The sequence below is a fragment of the Clostridium sp. MCC344 genome, from assembly GCF_018785365.1.
Lineage (GTDB): Bacteria > Bacillota > Clostridia > Lachnospirales > Lachnospiraceae > Pilosibacter.
The window spans coordinates 26,389-46,560 of sequence record NZ_WQPQ01000086.1 but is presented as its reverse complement, the minus strand read 5'-3'; the positions used below and the strand labels follow the sequence as shown (position 1 = coordinate 46,560).

Annotated in this window: 13 protein-coding genes; 4 read left to right on the top strand and 9 right to left on the bottom strand. The window is 48.9% G+C overall.

The window, feature by feature from the left end; all coding sequences use genetic code 11:
* Positions 1–4: 4 nt before the first annotated feature.
* The 3 genes from GPK90_RS17010 to GPK90_RS17000 all read right to left on the bottom strand — a co-directional run bounded on the left by GPK90_RS17010 (position 5) and on the right by GPK90_RS17000 (position 3,070).
* Positions 5–1,450 (bottom strand): sodium:proton antiporter, encoded by a 1,446-nt coding sequence (locus GPK90_RS17010; protein ID WP_215703516.1) that lies wholly within the window; start codon positions 1,448–1,450, stop codon positions 5–7.
* Between the two features lie 409 nt (positions 1,451–1,859).
* Entirely contained in the window at positions 1,860–2,168 is a 309-nt protein-coding gene (locus tag GPK90_RS17005) for an AzlD domain-containing protein (RefSeq protein WP_015552658.1), read from the bottom strand.
* 92 nt (positions 2,169–2,260) lie between these two features.
* A complete protein-coding gene (locus GPK90_RS17000; protein WP_215703515.1) occupies positions 2,261–3,070 on the bottom strand; it encodes an AzlC family ABC transporter permease in 810 nt (269 codons plus the stop codon).
* A gap of 514 nt (positions 3,071–3,584) precedes the next feature.
* Between GPK90_RS17000 and GPK90_RS16995 the strand changes: the two genes are divergently transcribed.
* Positions 3,585–4,694, top strand: coding sequence for an SLC13 family permease (locus GPK90_RS16995; protein ID WP_215703514.1), 1,110 nt, complete (start codon positions 3,585–3,587; stop codon positions 4,692–4,694).
* A 240-nt stretch (positions 4,695–4,934) separates the two neighbouring features.
* Positions 4,935–5,741, top strand: coding sequence for an enoyl-CoA hydratase/isomerase family protein (locus GPK90_RS16990; protein ID WP_215703513.1), 807 nt, complete (start codon positions 4,935–4,937; stop codon positions 5,739–5,741).
* Positions 5,742–5,868: 127 nt separating this feature from the next.
* Here GPK90_RS16990 and GPK90_RS16985 read toward each other — a convergent pair whose 3' ends face one another.
* From GPK90_RS16985 to GPK90_RS16965, 5 genes are all read right to left on the bottom strand, one after another.
* The gene (locus tag GPK90_RS16985) at positions 5,869–7,017 is read right to left on the bottom strand and encodes a mandelate racemase/muconate lactonizing enzyme family protein (protein ID WP_215703512.1); all 1,149 of its coding nucleotides are present in this window, start codon (positions 7,015–7,017) and stop codon (positions 5,869–5,871) included.
* 20 nt (positions 7,018–7,037) lie between these two features.
* Positions 7,038–8,327 carry an SLC13 family permease gene (locus GPK90_RS16980; RefSeq protein ID WP_118532377.1) on the bottom strand — a complete coding sequence of 430 codons (1,290 nt, stop codon included), beginning with the start codon at positions 8,325–8,327 and terminating at the stop codon, positions 7,038–7,040.
* A 74-nt stretch (positions 8,328–8,401) separates the two neighbouring features.
* A complete protein-coding gene (gene ttdB, locus GPK90_RS16975) occupies positions 8,402–9,028 on the bottom strand; it encodes a L(+)-tartrate dehydratase subunit beta (protein WP_118532379.1) in 627 nt (208 codons plus the stop codon).
* Complete coding sequence (ttdA, locus tag GPK90_RS16970; RefSeq protein WP_346011292.1) at positions 9,028–9,930, bottom strand: L(+)-tartrate dehydratase subunit alpha; 903 nt, start codon at positions 9,928–9,930, stop codon at positions 9,028–9,030. The genes ttdB and ttdA overlap by 1 nt, the downstream gene beginning before the upstream one ends.
* 231 nt (positions 9,931–10,161) lie before the next feature.
* Positions 10,162–10,809 (bottom strand): GntR family transcriptional regulator, encoded by a 648-nt coding sequence (locus GPK90_RS16965; protein WP_215703511.1) that lies wholly within the window; start codon positions 10,807–10,809, stop codon positions 10,162–10,164.
* A gap of 317 nt (positions 10,810–11,126) precedes the next feature.
* Here GPK90_RS16965 and GPK90_RS16960 point away from each other — a divergent pair, with 317 nt between their 5' ends.
* Together GPK90_RS16960 and GPK90_RS16955 are read left to right on the top strand one after the other, a co-directional pair.
* A complete protein-coding gene (locus GPK90_RS16960) occupies positions 11,127–12,077 on the top strand; it encodes a 2-hydroxyacid dehydrogenase (RefSeq protein ID WP_118736448.1) in 951 nt (316 codons plus the stop codon).
* A 173-nt stretch (positions 12,078–12,250) separates the two neighbouring features.
* On the top strand, positions 12,251–13,390 hold the full coding sequence (locus GPK90_RS16955; RefSeq protein ID WP_215703510.1) for an amidohydrolase: 1,140 nt from the start codon (positions 12,251–12,253) through the stop codon (positions 13,388–13,390).
* A gap of 132 nt (positions 13,391–13,522) precedes the next feature.
* Here GPK90_RS16955 and GPK90_RS16950 read toward each other — a convergent pair whose 3' ends face one another.
* Entirely contained in the window at positions 13,523–20,164 is a 6,642-nt protein-coding gene (locus tag GPK90_RS16950) for an InlB B-repeat-containing protein (RefSeq protein ID WP_215703509.1), read from the bottom strand.
* Positions 20,165–20,172 lie beyond the last annotated feature (8 nt).

Here is a 20,172-nt window from a genome sequence, read left to right as displayed (position 1 = left end):
CTTCCTATAAAAAGAATACCAGAGTATCCACAATGAATACCGGAACAAGAATTCCAAAGGACCAGATCAGATATCCGAAGAACGAAGGCATCCGGATACCGTTCTCATCCGCAATGGATTTGACCATAAAGTTCGGCGCGTTGCCGATATATGTATTCGCGCCCATAAATACGGCACCGCAGGAGATCGCTTCCAGCATCTTGACCGGAACGGTTCCGAGGGCCGTCACCATACCCTGTGTAAGTCCCAGAGCACCGGCTGTCGTGAGGAATACCAGGTAAGTCGGTGTATTGTCGAGGAAGCTCGATAACAGACCGGTTGCCCAGAACATTTCAAACGTTTTCGTGATTCCGAGCTCCGCACCGTTTGCTTTTAAGATCATAAGAGCCGGCTGCATCGTGATAAAGATACCAACGAACAGAACAGCAACCTCATGGATCGCTCCCCAGGTAAAGTGGTTCTCACGGCGGATGGAAACATTCGTCGTCTTAAAGGACAGGAATGCGGATAACAGGATGATCACGCACTCGATGATTGCCGGATAAGTCAGTGTCACTTCACCGAAAATGTGGATTCCAAGGACATTTCCCGCCGCATCCTGGAACATCGGCATGGACGGAAGTGTTCCGCTTAAGATTACGGCGATTACGATCATAACAATGAAAATCAGGTTATGTCCGCCGCGGATCTTAACCTCGGTACCAGGTTTGCTGATATCCGGTTTTAAGCCTGCCGCGATATCTTTTCTGTATGCCTTCATATCAAAATGATAGAAGATGAACAGCAAGATGATCATATTGAAGATCAGGATCGGTAAAAGCTTTAAGCTCCAGAAAAACGGGACACCCCGCATGAATCCCATGAGCAGAGGCGGATCTCCGATCGGAGTCAGGCAGCCGCCCATATTTGACACCATAAAGATAAAGAAGATCACGATGTGGCGTCTTCTCTTTCTCCACGCGTTCATCTTGATGATCGGACGGATCATTAACATACTGGCTCCGGTGGTTCCGATCCAGCTGGATAACAGGGTTCCGAGTGCCAGAAGTCCCACATTGATCCTCGGGGAACCAGCGAGATCACCGGACAGGGTAATATTACCGGACACACAGAACAATCCGAAAAGAAGGACGATGAATGTCAGGTAGTCGTTTATGATACATTCCAGTGTCGTCTCCGCCGCCTTCGGCACACCGTACTTCATGGCGAACGGGATCAGGAACAGCAGGGACCAGAACACGACCGCGTGCGGCTGGTGCGCCTCCCACCACTCTGCTTTCACAAGCGGAAAGACCGCAATGCAGAGCAGGAGTCCTGCAAATGGAATACAAAGCCATAACGGCGTCTGTGCTGCCGCCCCGGCAGCCTCTGGTTCTGCCGCAAGCGCTGTAACTGCAGTCTGGTTTAAGACCGCCAGAAGTCCTGCGCAGAATGCAAATAATTTCTTCATGGGTAAACCTCCATGTAATCAGCTTTTATGAGCCATTACTCTTTTTTTCGCTCAACACGGCTACTGATTATAACAACTTTCCCGCACAAATACAAGTACGATTCTTCCAAATAATTGCCAAATTTCCGCTTAGAAAATCAGCATTTTTGCTAAAATGGAATATGTTTCGTATTGTGAAATTTCAGACAATGGGATTTTATCTCATTTATTTTACAACGTTAAAGCATTGGCCTGGCAGATCGCCGCATTCCGTTATTCTGCGCCATGTACTGCTTTTTTCGCGGGTTTTCACGCCCTGCAAGAATGCCGTAAATGGCATTCCAAAAAAAAGCAGCACGGTTCTTTGATGGATGATCAGGTACCGAAACTGCTTTTGTTTTATTAAATATATGTGTTTTATGTATTTTTACTACACTAAGAAAAATTCCGTAATGAATACCATCGCGCAGCAGATCACCGCAACGGACAGGAGACTTCTTCCGCACCACGCCGCGATGATTCCGATGACCAGCGCCAGCGCCGCCGACACCGTACTGTTTGTGGCGGAGAGGATCGCCGGGAACGTCATAACAGCTAACGTCACATATGGGACGTAATATAAGAATGACTGGATAAACTGATTTTTAATCGGTTTCCGGATCAATGTGAGCGGCAGGACACGGATCAGATATGAAACGCCCGCCATCACCGCAATATAGAGATAAATATTCTTTTCCATGTTTTTTATGTATTTCCTCTTAATTTAACGATACAGTTTTCGTAAATACTTCTTTTTCTTACAAGTAGAACTGCTTTCTACTATATATACAGTTAAGCTCCCTGTTTTGCTGCACCTGCAGAAGAATTATTTTTTCCTTCCTGGTTTTCTTCTTGAACCTCGATCTCACTGTCCTCTGCCGGATGCGGGAAGAGAATCGCTGCTGCGGATGAGAGCACAACAGTCAGGATGATCGTTCTCGTACCGCTGGAGATCGATGAGATCACCGGAAGATTCTCCGCAAGATAACTCGCCGCAAAGCTGATCGCGATGAGTCCTGCAAGGATCCGGCTCTTTCTCGCCGGCGGAATGATGATCGCGAGGAACATTCCATAGAGTGCAACACTGAATGCGCTCACAAGACGCCACGGCATCAGATTTCCCGCAAGCGCACCGAGGGCTGTTCCGACAGCCCAGCCGGGAAGCGCTAATGCGATTGCCCCGTACATATACCATGGATTTAAGTAGCCCGGTCTTGCGATCGTAATTCCAAACAGCTCATCGGTAATATCAAAAGCCATGAGAAGCCTGTGGAAAAACGGCATATCCGGATCCATTCTCTGGCTCATGGCACAGCTCATCAGTAAATATCTCGCATTCGCGATCAGTGTCACGATCGCCATCTCGATATACGCAGCCCCCGCAGCGATCATCGTAAAGCCCGCGTATTCCCCTGCGGACGCGTTGCAGAGTGCGCTTGTGATCATTCCCTGAATCGGTGTCATCCCGACATTCCGCGCCACGATTCCCAGTGAAAAAGATACCGCAAAATACCCGAGCGCAATCGGCACCCCGTCCCGGGCTCCATCCCGGAATGCCCGCCGGTTTCCAACACTGGCGATTGAAAACTTGTTGTTCCCCATAATATTCCTCCCTCAAACAGAAACAGCAGACATCCTGTCCTGTTTATGCGCTGCCATTCCGCGTAAATTAGCGGCACCCAGGAATTTTCATCCAGAGCTGCCGCTTTCCATTATTCTGACATCATTGTCTATACGGGCATGAAAGAAGCCCAAACAGTAACTGATTTTGCCGATGCTTCGCATTCCAAATCGGCAAAATCCACTGCCACCACTGTATTTTACGGAATTTTCAGGTCAGAAAATTCCTACCTGTGTGCAATGACCAAACATATACAGTATACTCTTCTTCTTTACATTCGTAAAGCCACTGTTTATAATAATTACAGAAGTTTTGCAGTTGTTCCCATCCCGCAGGATAGGCAGTGACTCTGATAGGATTTGTCAGCTTCGCTGACCAGAATCACGCACCAAGTCTCTCGGAGGTTCGACTTGAATTGCAGAGCGGCACTTTGTATACAGTTTTTTCTGTCTTCTGCCGCATGCATGATACTTATATAAGGAAGGTAATCGATCCATGTCATTCATAAAAAAAGAACCAGTCCTTTCCGCGGCAGCGGTTCTGGCGGTCCTCTCCATGTTTTTTGTCGCTCCGTCACCGGAGTATCTGTCTTACATTGACTTCCGCACTCTGGCACTCCTCTTCTCCCTGATGACGGTGGTCGCCGGGCTGAAGGAGATCGGTCTGTTCCGTTATCTCGGATCATCCCTGCTCGCCGGAATGCATTCCACTCGCCAGCTTGCCTTCACCCTGACAGCACTCTGCTTTTTCTCCAGCATGCTGATCACGAACGACGTGTCCCTGATCACATTTGTCCCGTTTTCCATCCTGATCCTCAATATGGCTGGACTTCCGGAACTCATGATCCCTGTGATCGTCCTGCAGACTATCGCCGCGAACCTCGGCAGTATGGCAACACCCATCGGGAATCCACAGAACCTGTATCTCTACTCTTCCTTTGGCCTCTCTGCCGGTGAGCTTGTGGGATACATGCTGCCGTTAACGATACTCTCTGCCCTGCTGCTCACAGCTGCCGTTTTTCTGCTGAAAAATAAAGCCATCACCCTCAGCCGGACCTCCCTTCACCAGGACGGCTGTCCCACGAAGACTTCTCTGATCTTCTATCTGGCACTTTTTCTCGTCTGTCTGGGATGCGTCGTTCGGATCTATTCCTGGCCGGTCATGTTTTTCATCATCCTGGCTGCTGTTCTCATAAAGGACCGCTCGCTGTTTATCCGGGTCGACTACTTTCTGCTCCTGACATTCGTCTGCTTCTTTATCTTTATCGGCAATATGGAACGGATCCCTGCGATCTCCGGACTCCTCACGAAGCTGATCTCCGGTCATGAATTTCCGGCAGGTGTTCTCTTAAGCCAGTGCATCAGCAATGTCCCCGCGGCAATCCTGCTCTCCGGCTTTACCGGTGCAGTGCGTCCTCTGCTTTTTGGTGTGAATGTCGGCGGTCTTGGGACCCTGATCGCATCCATGGCAAGCGTGATCTCCTACCGGGCCTACGCTGAGATTCCGGAATCAAAGTCCGGAACGTACATGATGGTATTCACCCTTTACAATCTCATATTTCTCATAATTATGTGCGCGGCGGGGTGGATGCTGCTCTCTCTGTAAATCAAGTGTGCAGATGGTTAAATCATTACATCTGTAACAGAATTTCATATTGTGATATAGAATGCAATACTTTTTCGCTTTGTGATATTGTCCAGGATTTTTCGATTCTGGACAATATTTTTTTGCAAATTTTACGTTAAAACCAGTTTCAAGGGCTTGACATTCTGTACAAAATTCCATATAATGAAATCAGTTCCACAATATGGTATATAAAGAGAGTAAATAGGGAGGAGATATCCTATGGCAGACTTGATCTACGAAGTACATGACCACCTGGCACACATTACATTAAACCGTCCGAAGCAGCTCAACTGTTTCAGCGAGGAGATGATCCGTCTCTGGACAGAAGCGTTGGAAGATGTCCGTGACAACGATGATGTATATGCACTTCTGCTTTCCGGAAACGGAAAAGCGTTCTGCGCAGGCGGTGACGTCAAGGCAATGGCAGCCGGTGACGGATTCTTCGAAAGTCATGAAGATATCTCCTCCACAGCCCTCGCAAGAAAGAATTCACTCTGGAAGGGAATCCAAAGAATTCCGCTTCTTTTAGAAGAAATCGATAAACCGGTGGTTGCCAAGATCCATGGTGCCGCAGTCGGTGCCGGTCTTGACATGGCTCTCATGTGCGATGTGCGGATCGCCGGGGAGAGTGCTTCCATGTCGGAAAGCTATTTTAATGCCGGAATTGTACCTGGTGACGGCGGAGCATATTTCCTGCCCCGTCTCGTCGGCCGGGACAAAGCTTTAGACCTGTTCTGGACAGCCCGCACATTAAAGGGAAAAGAAGCCGCGGATATGGGACTCGTTACCCACTGTGTCCCGGATGCAGAGCTTGACGCGTTTGTGGATCAGTATATGGAAAAACTTCTGGCAGCGCCGCAGCAGGCTATGCGCCTCACAAAACGCGCAGTCGTACAGGGTGAGCAGAGTTCTCTGCGCGCCTCCTTAGATCTCATCTCCTCTTTCATGGGAATCGTCACCGAACTCGACGACTACCGTCAGAGGACCAGCGCCCTCGTTGCAAAAATGCAGCGGAAAGCACAGTAAAAACGCCCTCAACAATCCTTATTTTATATAGAAACCCATCACACAGAAAAAAGCTGTCCATTGCGGGCAGCTTTTTTCTATAATAAGGGGTATATGAAAATGTATAATGGGAGGGCTGTTTTGAATCTTACATGTCTTTGACGGATCCGTCAAAATACCGTTTTGCGGCATTGCTTCCGCGCTCATGAAGCGGATAGAGCTCTGACGCATTTTCCGCGAGTTCCACACCGATTCCAGGTCCGGACGGAATTTCCATGTAACCGTCCCTGAATTTTAACGGTTCTTTCACCATCGCGTCTTCCTGTCCGTTTAGGCAGAATCCCGGAAGTTCCTGGATCCCAAGGTTTGGGATGCTCGCGCAGATCTGCAGGCAGGCTGCCGTGGATACCGGTCCCAGCGGATTGTGCGGGATCACGAGAACATCATGCGCCTCCGCGATCGCCGCCACCTTCTTTGCAGTGGTGATCCCGCCGATCGCGCATACATCCGGTCGGACATACTGTGCTGCATGGCGGCTCATCAGGACCTCAAATTCCCTGAGACTCGTGAAGCGTTCCCCTGTTGCGATCGGCACACCGATCTTCGCTGCGACTTCTGCCATTGTATCGTAATTATCCGGCGTCACCGGATCCTCCAATACCATCGGGCGGTACGGCTCCACAGCGCGTCCGAATGCAACTGCCTCCGGAAGTGTCATTCCGCGGTGTGCTTCCAGGATAAAGTCGAAATCATATCCCACTGCTTCCCTGCAGATCTTTACTTTTTCAAGCTCCATCCCGATCCGGCCGGAGAAATACTCATCATGACCGTCTCTTAATGACTTGTCGTTTCCGTTTACAAAGATCTTCGCAGCTGTAAATCCCTGTTTTTTCAGGTCGATATACCACTTTGCAAGCTCCTTCGGATCTTTGTCCCGCACCATCGGGGATGCATAGACGCGGACCTTGTCTCTTGTGAGACCGCCAAGCAGCTCATAGACCGGAACGCCGAGTGCCTTTCCTTTGATATCCCACAGCGCGATATCGATCGCTGAGATCGCACTCATCACGACAGATCCCCGGAAATAAACAGACCGGTAAAAATTCTGATTGAAATCTTCGATCCGGAATGGATCTTTTCCTATTAAATATTCTTTGAACTTTTCGATCGCCGCAGCTGTCGCCATCAGGTAACCCCAGTTGCCCGCCTCACCGAGCCCGACGATCCCTTCATCCGTGTAAACCTGGACGAAAAGATAATGCTTCGCAAAAATCAGTTTCACATCTGTGATCTTCATTGTTTTTCCTCCTGACAGACTTAGAACGCCGGATATACCGTCATTGTGTAGAAAATGTTCACGACTGCGAGCAAAATACAGATCAGCCAGCCGCTCTTAAAGAGTGCCTTCAGGTCATATCCGCCTTCTCCCATGCACATGGCAACAGCCGGAGTCGCCATCGGAGTCATGAAAGCAGTCTGACAAGCGGATGCCACGCACATGACGAGTCCCATCGGCGCAGCCCCCAGGGACTGGCAGGTCAGAAGACAGATCGGGATAAATACTGCCTGGACAGAACGGTTTAACATAAACTGGGTCATCAGGAACGGAATTACAAAGAACAGTGCTCCGAGAAGGTAATTGTTGTGGGTTCCTCCGACTGCTGCAGCAAGCCATCCCCCGATCGCCTCGCCTGCTCCGGTGTTCACAAGACCATTTCCCAGGGCGAGCGCTCCTGCGTAGAGGATCAGCATTTCCCACGGGATCTCTGACAGTGCTTTTTTCTGATCTACAACTCCGAACATTGCCATGAGGATGCTTCCCGCGAGTGCGATCCACCAGGACGCAATGTGAAGCTGTGTGGAGAAGATCAGACCGAGCATGGTGACGATGAAGATCACGATTCCGATCCTGTCAACGGTCGGCGATAATTTGCTGGAGATATCTTTCTGCTCCTCGATCTCGGCCAGATCGGAGACCGCCTGCTGCGGACACATCTTCGGTCCGATCGTCATCGCCCAGATCAGGCAGAGGATGATCACCGGGAATCTCGCGAAGAAAAAGCTGATCGGGGTAAATTCCAGCCCGGTGAACTGATATGTCTCGAGATATCCGTTAAACTCTCCCGCTTTCTGGATCGAAGTCGGAAGCGGAAGTGCAAAACAGCAGGCAACCACGATCACCATCAGCGGGAAAATGTATTTTGAACGGCTGTATCCCGTCCTGTCACATAATGCGCAGAGGAGCGGACCAATGATCGCGTAGACCACCATCGGGCTGTTCATAAAGTTTGTCAGGAGCACTCCCAGCAGGAGATATCCGAAATATACCTTCATAAAAGAACCATTTGTCAGCTTCAGGAGCCAGTCACACATCAGTTTTACAAGAGATGTGCGGCGGAATCCCGACGCCACCATGAAACAGGCTCCCATCAGGATCGTGTTGACATTTGCGAATCCCCCAAGTGCTCCGTTCGCATCCACACACCCGGTAATGTAAAGTGCGCTGAGTGATAAAAGTGCCGTGACCCACATCGGGATCTTGTTGATGATATAGCTCAAAAGTGTCAGAGCAAAAATGACCATACAGATGACCAGTTTGTTATCCATCTTGTACTCCCCCGTATTATCTGAACCTGTAGCGATCTATGGAAGCATCTCTTTGATCTGCTGCTTTCTTCCAGTTATTTGATGAAACTTACCTGCGGATAGATTTCCTCTAACGCCTTGTCTTTTTTCTCATTAAATGTAACCTTATTTTCCTCGAAGAGATTTCTTCCGTCCGGATCGATCGAAACGATGAGCGGTCCCAGTTCGTTTACCTCACAGTGCCACAGCGTTTCCGGCATTCCGAGATCCCTCCACTGTGCCTCCACGATCCTCTCTACATGAGTCGCAGCCACAACCGCGCATCCGGCCGGGAATACACAGTGGATCGCTTTGAAATTCTTACATGCACATTCCGTATTCGGTCCCATTCCGCCTTTTCCGATGATCACGCGGACCCCGGTCTGTTCCACAAACTCTTTTTCAAACTTTTCCATTCTCATACTTGTCGTCGGTCCGATGGAAACCATCTCAAACTGGTCATTTTCAAGCGGCCGGATGATCGGTCCGGCATGGAAGATCGCTGCATCCTTTACATCGACCGGGAGTTCCCTGTGCTCTTCCACGAGACGGCGGTGTGCCACATCACGACAGGTCGTCATGCTTCCGTTTAAATATACGATATCACCGACATGGATTCCTTCCAGATCCTCAGCGCTGATCGGTGTTGTCAGAATTTTTTTTCCGTTCTTTACCTCAACCATTATAAAGTCACCTCCGAATGTGTTGTGATCGTGTAATTTAAGTCTTTATCAAAGATAATGTGTCCGCGGCGGTGGGACCAGCATCCAACATTTACTGCTACACCGATGGCAGATGGATGTCTTGCGGTATTCTCGATATTAACACCCATAACAGATGCTTTTCCGCCCATTCCCTGCGGTCCGAGACCGATATCATTGATACCTTTTTCAAGAAGTGCTTCCATCTTTGCGGCGCGCTCATTCTCATTGTGGCTTCCGATCGGACGCATCAGTGCTTTCTTGGAAAGAAGTGCTGCGGTCTCGACAGATGTTGCGACGCCGACGCCAACAAGAAGCGGAGGACATACGTTTAAGCCATAGCTTGTCATAACGTCAAGGACGAATTTCGCGACGCCCTCATATCCGGCACCTGGCATTAAAACCATCGCCTTTCCAGGAAGTGTGCATCCGCCGCCTGCCATGTAGACATAGATCTCACACTGGTCGCTGTTCGGGACGATATCCCAGAATACGGTCGGTGTTCCTTTTCCGACGTTCTTTCCGGTGTTGTACTCATCAAAAGTCTCGACACTGTTGTGGCGGAGCGGGGCATCCACAGTCGCACGGACAACCGCTTCCTTTAAAAGAACTTCCAGATCATCGATCAGCGGGAACTTTGTTCCGCATTTTACCCAGAACTGGATCACACCGGTATCCTGGCAGCTCGGTCTGTTTAACTCAGAGGCTAATCTCTGGTTTAAGTTCATTGTCTCATAGATGGACTTTGCAAGCGGGTTTGTCTCCGCCTCTGCTAATTCTGAAATTTTTGCCTTTACATCGTCCGGGAGATGCTTTCCGATATAGTCCGTAAAATGGGCGATATATGTGGTAAGTTTCTCCACCTGCTCCTCTCTGTTCATCATATAACCTCCTTAAAATTTTTGACTGTCCGTGCTTTAATTTTGACTTCCGGCAGCCATTTGCTTTTCGTCTGCATGTTGATTTCTTGTATTTGATATTTTATTTTTTATCATGTATACAATTTATGCATTTAAAATAAAACAGTATGATGAAAAAGTCAATACCAATTTTACTTTTTCATCATACTGTCTAATTTGTAGCTTATGTTTTTGTGCATTATAGATAAATTGTATTTATTCTCTGTACCGTGTCAGCATATCCTCTAGGCTTCTCCTGATATGTTTCTCCATCTGCGCTCTCGCGGTCTCCGCGTCCTTCGCCGCAATCGCCTCATAAATTTCCTTATGTTCCGCAAACGATTTCTTCGCGTACTCCCTCTCCGTCGTCTGGACTCCCATGGAAAGTCCATTCCAGAGTTCTGAGAGCATTGTCACAAGCTTCTCATTCCCCGACGCATTCCAGATCTCGTAATGGAACGACTGGTTCATATCCGAATATCTGCTGCTGTCTCCGGAAGCGAGCATCTCCTGCGATGCCTTCAGACAGTTTTGCAGGGCAGAGAGATCTGCCCCGGTTTCCACGCAGAGCACACAGGCGTACCCTTCAAGCACTGCCCGGATCTGATAGTGATCCCGCAGCGTCTTTTCCGTAACCCCTAAAACGGTGGCTCCTTTATTCTGTTTCAGCTCTAAAAGCCCATCCCTCGCGAGGATCTGAAACGCCTCCCGCACCGGAGTGATCGACACCCCAAGTTCCTGAGCCGTCGCCTCGAGCGCCAGCGTCTCGCCTTCCTTAATCTGTCTCGATATAATTGCCTTTCTGAGCGCCGAAGCAACCCGCTCCCTCGCAGGCATCAGTTTTACCGGTTTTAATCCAAGCATATGATTCCATCCATTTCAAATATTATGGCATAAGTATACTTCCGAAATTAGGACAACGCAAGTAGCTTCCCGCCAATTTCCAGCACTTAGGCAGTGGCATATTTCCCACTCACTGTCTCACAGGCCCGTTTAAGTTCTTCTGGAAGTATCGCTCTTGAGCACACAAGTTTCAGACGGATAAAGCCGTCGGAATCCCCATCAGGCCACGACAATACTAAAACGATGGTCAAAATCTCTATTGTTACTTTGTTTCAAGAGCGCTATAATAAACATGTCCGCTAATCACGAACTATTACTATTCTCAGGAGGATTTACCCATGAGCGACAAGACCGTTGTATTAAACGCAAAAAAAATGAACTTTGACGGAAATCTCGACTTTTCTGTTCTCTCTTCCGACGTGACCGTCTACGATGATACCACACCGGAACAGCTCTTAGAGCGCATTGAGGGAGCTGATATTATCGTCACAAAGGAGATGCCGGTAAACGGTGACCTGATCCGCAAATTTCCAGCTTCCGTAAAGCTGATCTGTGAGGCCGGTACCGGATACAACAATCTGGATCTTGATGCCGCAAGGGAGAAGGGGATCACCGTCTGCAATATCCCGGCATACAGCTCCGAGCGCGTAGCCCACACAGCGGTCATGATGATCTTAAATTTAAGCTCCACCATGCAGGTCCAGATGAAAATGCTGGCAAACGGAAACCATGATAACTTTACGAAAAATCTCCAGGTTCCGCACGTTGAGGTAAACGGAAAGACTTTAGGAATCATCGGTGCCGGACATATCGGAAAGACTGTAATGAAGATTGCAAAAGCTCTTGATATGAACATTCTCGTGTATACAAGAACACCGAGAGCCGACGAGGACGGCATCCGCTATGTGGATCTTGAGACAGTCTTAAAGAACAGTGACTATGTTTCCCTGCACTGCCCGTTAACTCCACAGACAAAGCATATGATCAATAAAGAGACTCTTGCGCTGATGAAGCCGACCGCCTTCCTGATCAACACCTCCCGCGGTGCTCTCATCGATGAGCCGGCTCTGATCGAAGCGCTTGAAAAGCACCAGATCGCAGGCGCAGGCCTCGACGTTCAGGAAACTGAGCCGCCGAAAGCCGACAACCCGCTCTACACCCTTGACAACGTGATCCTCACCCCGCATATGGGCTGGAAGGGACTTGAGACAAGACAGCGCCTCGTTTCCATCCTTGCCGGAAATGTAAAGGGATTCCTTGAAGGGAAACCGGTGAATGTAGTTTCATAACTCAAATATAAGGAACTTTTCATCTTTTTAGATGATATAGTTCCTTTTTTTGTTACTGTTTGCGCAAAGCGTGAATCGTAACCTTTTTTTAACTACTGTACAGAAAGAATCCTTGAAATATTCTCGCAATTCATGTATGATGGAGTTATGATTTGAAAAGAGGAGGAATTCCCATGATTTGTATCAAGAACGGAACACTTCACACAGCGGTATCAAAGGAAACTTTTATCGCTGACATCCTGATCGACGGCGGAAAGATCGTGAAGATCGGAAAAGGTCTCTCTGCTGACGGCGCTGAGGTTATCGACGCTACCGGACTTCAGGTTTATCCGGGATTTGTTGAGGCCCACTGCCATATCGGTCTTGACGGCTACGGGATCGGCTACGAGGGACATGACTACAACGAACTGAACGACCCGGTAACTCCACAGGTACAGGCGATTGACGGAATCAACCCGTTTGACCCGTGTATGAAGATGGCAGCGAAAGCCGGCGTTACCTGCTTCGCAACCGGTCCAGGCAGCTCCAACTCCATTGGCGGAACCTTCGCTGCTATCAAACCGGTTGGAACCCGTGTTGACAATATGATCGTAAAATTCCCGATCGCTATGAAATGCGCTTTCGGTGAAAACCCGAAACGCTGCTACCAGAAACAGGGAATCTCCAGCCGTATGACAAATGCCGCAAAGATCCGCGAGGCTTTAAATAAAGCGAAGGTTTACAAGGCAAAGATCGAGGCGGCCGGTGATGACGCTTCCAAGCTTCCGGCTTACGACCAGAAGTCCGAAGCTCTGATTCCGGTATTAAACCATGAGATCCCGTTAAAAGCTCATGCCCATCAGGCAAACGATATCTTCACTGCGATCCGTATCGCGAAAGAATTCGGTGTCGGCCTGACTCTGGAGCACGTGACAGAGGGCCATATGATCGTAGATGAACTCGCTAAGGAAAATCTCCCGCTCGCGGTAGGTCCGACCTTCGGACATGCCTCCAAATTTGAGCTCCAGAATAAGACCTGGGAGACACCTGGCATTCTCGCGAAAGCCGGATGTCATGTTTCCATCATCACAGATGCGCCGGTAACTCCGCTCCACTACCTGCCGCTCTGCGCAGGGCTCGCTATCAAAGCCGGTATGGACGAGTATGAGGCACTCCGCGCCGTAACCATCAACCCGGCCGAGCATATCGGCATCGCTGACCGCGTCGGTTCTCTGGAAGAAGGAAAAGACGCCGATGTTGTCATTGTTGACGGCTGTCCGTTTGATGTGACAGGTGTGATCCAGCACGTTTTGATCAATGGTAAAGAAGTTTAATGAGACTGCCTTTCATTGATTATTTCTCTGAATTTTTAGGTTCATAAATGATAAAAACTCCCTCTCTGCGCGTTTATCCCATAAACTGCAAAGAGGGAGTTTTCTCACTTCACCTGGCTGTTCTCTTATTTATTATTTTGTCTTTCCGTCCCAGCTGCCATCTTCCGTCACAAAATACTCATCCGGCGTTTTTCTTCCGATAAACATCATTCCTCTTGTTCCATCAGAAACCGGATTGAAGAAATACCATCTTTCATTGATGAGTACCCAGCCAGTCTGCATTCCGGAATTTTCGTCCATATAGAACCAGCCCCTATAACCGGCATCATAGACAAGTCCAACACGCAGATATCCCTGATCATCAAATGCATACCAGCTTCCGTTGATCAGTTCCCACTGATGCTCAACCGTCTGCATATTATCGTGCTCTCCCACGATCATCTTTCCTGCCGCATAACTGCCATCGCTGTATCTCAGCCACCAGCCATTCTTATCCTTCATCCAATGGCTGTGTCCATCGTTTACCGCTTTGTTCGCAGCGCCCGGGATAATTCCCTTTACAGGATCAATATATCCCTTTTTACTGTCACGGCTGATATCCGGCTTTCTTTCACTGATCTCCGGTTTGGAAGAGTCTGAACTGGATGAACCAGTTCCACTTCCTGGTCTTGAGCCATTGTTTTCTTCGGAATTTCCACCATCTCCAGGCTTTGTGCCGTTATCTTCTCCAGCATTTCCGCCATCTCCGGGCTTTGTGCCATTGTCTCCTCCGGTATTCCCGCCATCTCCGGGCTTCTCCGGTCCGACCACAGGAGGCTTTTCTGCCAGTTTCGGAGTTCTTCCGGAAACCTTCGCCGCAGGTCCCGCATTTTCTGTCTCCGTCTCCTTCAGACGGATCCATCCGTGATACAGGGTATCCGGCTGGCAGTCATCTTTCCGGTTGTTGTCTGACCAGGTGGTACCGTCAAAACTGTACTCTGCGCCCTCAACAGCCCCGATCTCAGCTGTGAATGTTTTTTCATCACCATTCAGCTGGAACGTAATCGTTCCCGCAATCGGATGTTGCTCATTCTTGTCATTCAGAGAGATTACGACCTGAATATCCGGTATCTTATAGTTTTCCGTAAGAATGCCACTGACCCGGATCACTGCTGATGCGCCGATCTGTGATCTGTCATTCTTCTTCAGCGCGAATTTTAACTGCGTCCCCTCTACGGCAATTTTCTCTTCCAGAATGCCGGACTTATCCGATATGATATCGGCATTTCCGTCGGAAATCTCTCCACAGTCTTCCGGGAATCCGGAAAGAACGATCTCCTGCTCTCCGCTTATTCCATAGCTGTACGCCTCAGAGATCTCCGGAACAGAGGGCGCTTCGGCTTTTTTGATGCTCTGTCCATCAAGAATGAACTTTCCTGCTTGATCCAGAACGTAATTCTTTGCATTTTCCGTATCGGATAGGGAAACCTCTACAAAAGCTTTTTTATCTGTTCCCGCATTTGCATCTTTAAATTTTGCTGCTGCAGAATAATCCTTTGACTCCAGAGTATCTCCGTTTGCAAGACCGCCAAAGCTTACTGATCTCACATTCACGTCAGTTCTTCCGTCATAGATTTTTTTCTCCAGTACAACGCCCTCCACAATCACCGTTTTGGGAATAATATTCCAGGAAGAAATATTCTCTCCTTTCTGTGAGTCATCCTCATAAAAAGCTTTTACAAGGTAACTTCCCACTGTTTTCGGCGCTTCCGTACTCCATGTATTTCCGCCATCCACACTGTACGTGTAAGCCCAGGACTCATCTCCATCCACATTTCCCGCAAATGTTCCCTCCGGAACCGGTGAGCTGCCATATTCCACATCAGGTACCGTCACAGATATCTGCTTATCCACGATCGTTTTATCTGCCACTGTCACCGTTCTTGTCTCGGAAGTTTCAATATATCTGCCATCAACAGCAGCTGTTTTCGCCGTGATCTTGATAAGCGTCCCGACAGCGGTCCCAATCGGGATCTGGATCTCATTTCCTGAAGCAGTCTGCTCAGCTCCATTCCCGATCTGATAAGAAATCTGGATCTCCGGTACATCCTCAAGTGCAGGAGAAAACGCATTTTTCGCTTTTGCTGAAACAGTTATCTTCTTTCCTGCAACCTGCGTCTCCCGGTCAAGCTCCACAGTGAGGTCTGGTTTTGACGCCAAAACAGTAACCGAAACCTCTTTTTCAATCGCTCCCGTGTAGTTTTTCGTATCCTCCGGGGTAAATACTACTGTGCAGGATACCCCCCCCGGATGAAGTACGGACTCTGGATCCTTAAAGCTCCATTTTCCATCCACGATCATCTGCTTCTGCCCTAATACATAATTTGGATTGATCACCTTTCCTCCAGAGATCACCGCATCTTTCAGAGACTGTCCATACTGAATATTTACTGCAGGATTCTCCTCGACTTTCGGAGTTGCCGGTAAAACTTTAATCTTAACTTTATGGTAGATCGTCTCATACGTATCGCGGTACTCTGGCCTTGGCGTAAAGTGGCACAGAGCTTCGTCTGTTCCCACCTCCGGCCATGCGACATCAAACGCAAAGTCGCCAGGTATAGCTCCATATTCTCCGCCCTGCAGTCCGGCATAATATGCCTGTTGACCATAATGGATCTCCATTTTAGCTTCCGGCCAGCTTACGATCTGTGGATTACGTTTTTTTACAGTCACTGAGATCTGTCCACTCTTGACCCGGAATCCATTTCCGTAATATTCCGCATAGATCTCATGTGTTCCCAGTGGGAGAAGTTCTTTTCCGATCGTAAACGATGTTTCGCCTCCCGTTGATGTGATCGGACTTCCCACTGCGGCTTTATCTACATAAAACCGGATCTGTCCACTCATCCCTTTCGGAACCGTCATCACAGCCAAAACAGAATTTCCAATTTCAATTTCTTTTGAACCAACCGCAAGACCTGTCTGGATCTGATTCACTGTTACCTCGGCGGATGCAGTTTTATTATATGACCTTAAGCTCGCTGTCACGCTGAGTGCTTCCGCTTTCTCGTCCGCACCCACCGTCAGGATTCCCAGGGAGCTGATCTTTGTATCGCTGCTGGTATTTCCGGATACCCGCCAGTCCACCGTCGGATCCTTTGCTTCTTTAACAGCTGCGGTAAACTGTTTTGAACTTCCAGGATACATTACCTCCGTCTCCGGTGTCAGTGAGATCGAAGCGTCCTCTCCGCTCTCATCAGTTGGAAAATAAATGACCGCGCAGCGCCCCATTCTTGTGGTCTTCTGATTGATCTCCTCCGCTGTAACCTTCTCATTTGCAGAACGCAGTCCGTGCATGATCAGCGCTCTCTCGTTAATATCAAACTCCACATTATCATATTTTGATCCTGTGCCGACACCGCTGGTCGTATTTTCTCCAGCGTACCTGTCTCCTCCCTTTCCTTCTGTCCTTCCTCCGGTAATCGTTATCCTGCTCTTCGCCCCGCTTTCATATCCGATTCCGATACCGGCAGAGCCCTGGCCTCCGACAGCCTTTACGGTTCCACCGGAAATATTGATATTGACATTTCCGCCTATCCGGTTTGCGCTTCCGATGCCGGCACCTCCCCAGCCGCCGCTAGCTTCCACGGTACCTCCTTCGATCGAAATGGAGAAATTATCAATTTTTCCCCATGCGTTTCCGCCGATTCCTGCCGCTCCATATTCACCTTTAGCGATAACTGTTCCGCCTTTTACAGTAATGGAACCGCCTCTGATTCCGGCATGATTGATCACGCCAGATTCCGCACGCAGTGTTCCCGCAGAGCTTCCATCGCCCTGAATGCTCGTGATCGTGAGATGAGAATTATCCTGCACATACACACAGTTCGATTGTTTGGAACACATGGAGTTTTCCCCATCCAGAATCAACGTCACCTTTGCTTTATTCTCGATCCTGAGCGCTTTGTTTCCATTCACTTTTACGCTATGGAGCGTAATTACAGGTGTTCCTCCCTGAACCGTGATCTGATTTCCAGTCGTCTCAATGCCCTCTTTCAGGGAGATCTCGTATCTTCCGCTGCCCGTTATGGTCAGTGTTTCGTTCTCATATTTATAATCTGTTCCCAGGATTCCGCCGCTCACGATGAAGTCACCGGTGAGTCCTTCGCCCTTATACTGGGCTGTGACCACGGCATCTTCTGATCCGATCGTAAATCTTGTCGTGCTGCTGTAGAAGTTTTCAAAGGTTCCTGAGCCAGAATCCAGCGTCCATGACGAAAATTCTGATCCCGCCGGTAGAAATGCCGTGATCTCGATTACATCTCCAGTCCTATAAGCTCCGCTTCCAGTTCCATTATTTACCGTGAGACTGTGCCCGGAAACATAGACCGCCTTTACGGACAGGCTGCTGTTTACTTTAAGCTGTGCCGTTTTCTGACGGGCCGTTCCGTTTAAGAATTCTCCGTTTCCGTTCGTGATCTCCCAGCGATCGAAACATAATTTTTCCGAGGATTTATCTTTCGCTGTGATCGTGACAGTGCTGCCCGGCGCATAGTTTTCCCGTCCCGGGGTGATGGTTCCGTCAGCAACTGTAACAGAATATCCACCTGTATAGTTCGCCTTGATCTCTGTATCCACATCGGACATCGTAAATGTTGTTCCGGAAGACAGAGGATCAGCAAACGTTCCGCTTCCTTTTTTAACCGTCCATCCTGCAAAATACAAGGTTCCTCCGTCTCCATCCGCGATCTCGGCACTCGCACTGACCGGCACTTTCTCACCCTCCGCAAATTTGGACTCTGTTGAAACGATCGTTCCTCCCGTAACAGTAAGATTATGCGGTGTTCCAAACTTTACACGCATATACGTCTCTGACGCGGGCTCATATTTTCCTTCCCCGCGCAGCCCGAGAGCCGCGCTTCCCGGAGCTGAGTTTCCTGTATACAGTGTCGCTGTTTTTTCATTTTCAGGCGCTATCGTGATAGGACTCTGACAGATTTTTCCTGTGTCTCCGGACACCGTCGCTGTGACATTTCCTCCTGTGATCCGGATATTCGGTTTCGAACTAAGAGAAAGGTCTGTCGATCCAATACAATAACCGCCCCCGCTCTTGATCAGATTTACATTTCCGCCGGAAATGACCAGATTATCTGCACTCCCTGTACTTGCGCTGCCGGCAGCACCAGCTCCCAGACAGGTTCCATCTCCATTTGACCGAAGGGTCAGATCACCGCCGGAGATCGTAATATTTTTTCCTACTGGCACAGAATTTACATAGCAGCTGCCGCCGATCGCCGCAGACCCGGATCCGGCTGTGGCATCCAGACTTCCGCTTCCTGTTATCTCCAACGGAGTCCCATGATTATCGATCGCCGCCGCAAGCTCAGCGCCCTTAAGAATATTACTGCCTTCCAGCTTTAAGGTCACCTTTTCAAGTCCTGCATCGATATCAATTGCAGGAACCTTCTGTGCCTTCGGATAAATATTGAGCTGTTTCAAAGTAACGGTACAGCTGCTCTTGATCTTAATAAATTCCCTTGTCGCTGTCCCAGAATCTGCCATTGTAACTGTATATGGACCAGTTCCGGCGATCTCAACTCTTCCGCTTCCAGAATAGGTAACACCTTCTTTCGGAGTAACGGTAAGCTTCCCATTTCGTGTCTGTTCTCCATACTTGATCACCACACGGCTTCCCGGATAGTTGATGGTCTGCTCCTTTCCAATATCGACCGTGTATGTTTTGGTTTGATCAACTCCACGGAATTCTGCCGTTGCTTTTTCTTTTTCACTGGCTTTCAATGTAAATCTATTATTCTTACCATCGACCATCTCTGGACCGATTGCAACAGCATTCACGCTACGGTTATACTCTCCGCCCCGTGCCTCTACATCTCCGCCGGAAATCACAACAGTTCCCGATGTTCCCTTATATCCACCACCGATTCCAGCTCCAACGGATGCTGCTGCATAAACAGATCCACCAGCGATTGTAATCATATCACCGCCAATTCCTGCCGAACCAGATCCGATTCCGGCTCCACTGTCCGATTCCGTTCCCCTTTCCAGTCCTTTATCTGTCAGCCTCATTCCAGAACAAGCTGCCACCGTTCCGCTTTCGATCGTGATCTTGCCATGTCCCTCTCCGCTGTTTCCTCCGATTCCCGCTCCATAAGCGCGCGCAACCGAATACAGGACATCCTTATCAGTTCCTGCCCGGATCGTCAGGCTGCTTCCTTTCGGCACATGGATCGCCGCGCCGGAATTGCTGACTGTATACAGGTTGTTCATTCCGGAGAGAACCAGCGTCACATCCGCTCCCTTTTCAAGTTCAATGCAGGACATTTTAACTGTATCCCCATTTGCGGTTTTAATTGACACACCCTTTAAAGTGATCGTCGCAGAAACATCCTTCTTCACCGTGATCACATGATCCGTTATATGGGCCGTTCCAGTCATCTTTTTATATGTGCCGCTGATCGTGTAATCGCCGTTCTTATCAATGATCACTTCCCCATTCTTCAGATCATACTCCTCTGCGACACTCAATGTCCTGAGAAGCGCATTGGAGTCCGATGCCTTAAGCTTCGATAATTCATCTTTTTTCGCCCTCTGCGGTTTTCTCACCGTGTCTGACTGTGTCGCTTTCTCCTTCACTGCATCACTCGCCGTATATACTTCAAAATCAGTATCCGGTCGAATCATAGCTGATTCCGCATACACTGGTGATATGATCGTGGATCCCACCATCACTGCCGTCAATAATCCTGCCATCCATCTTCTAAAATTATATCTCATGCGATCCG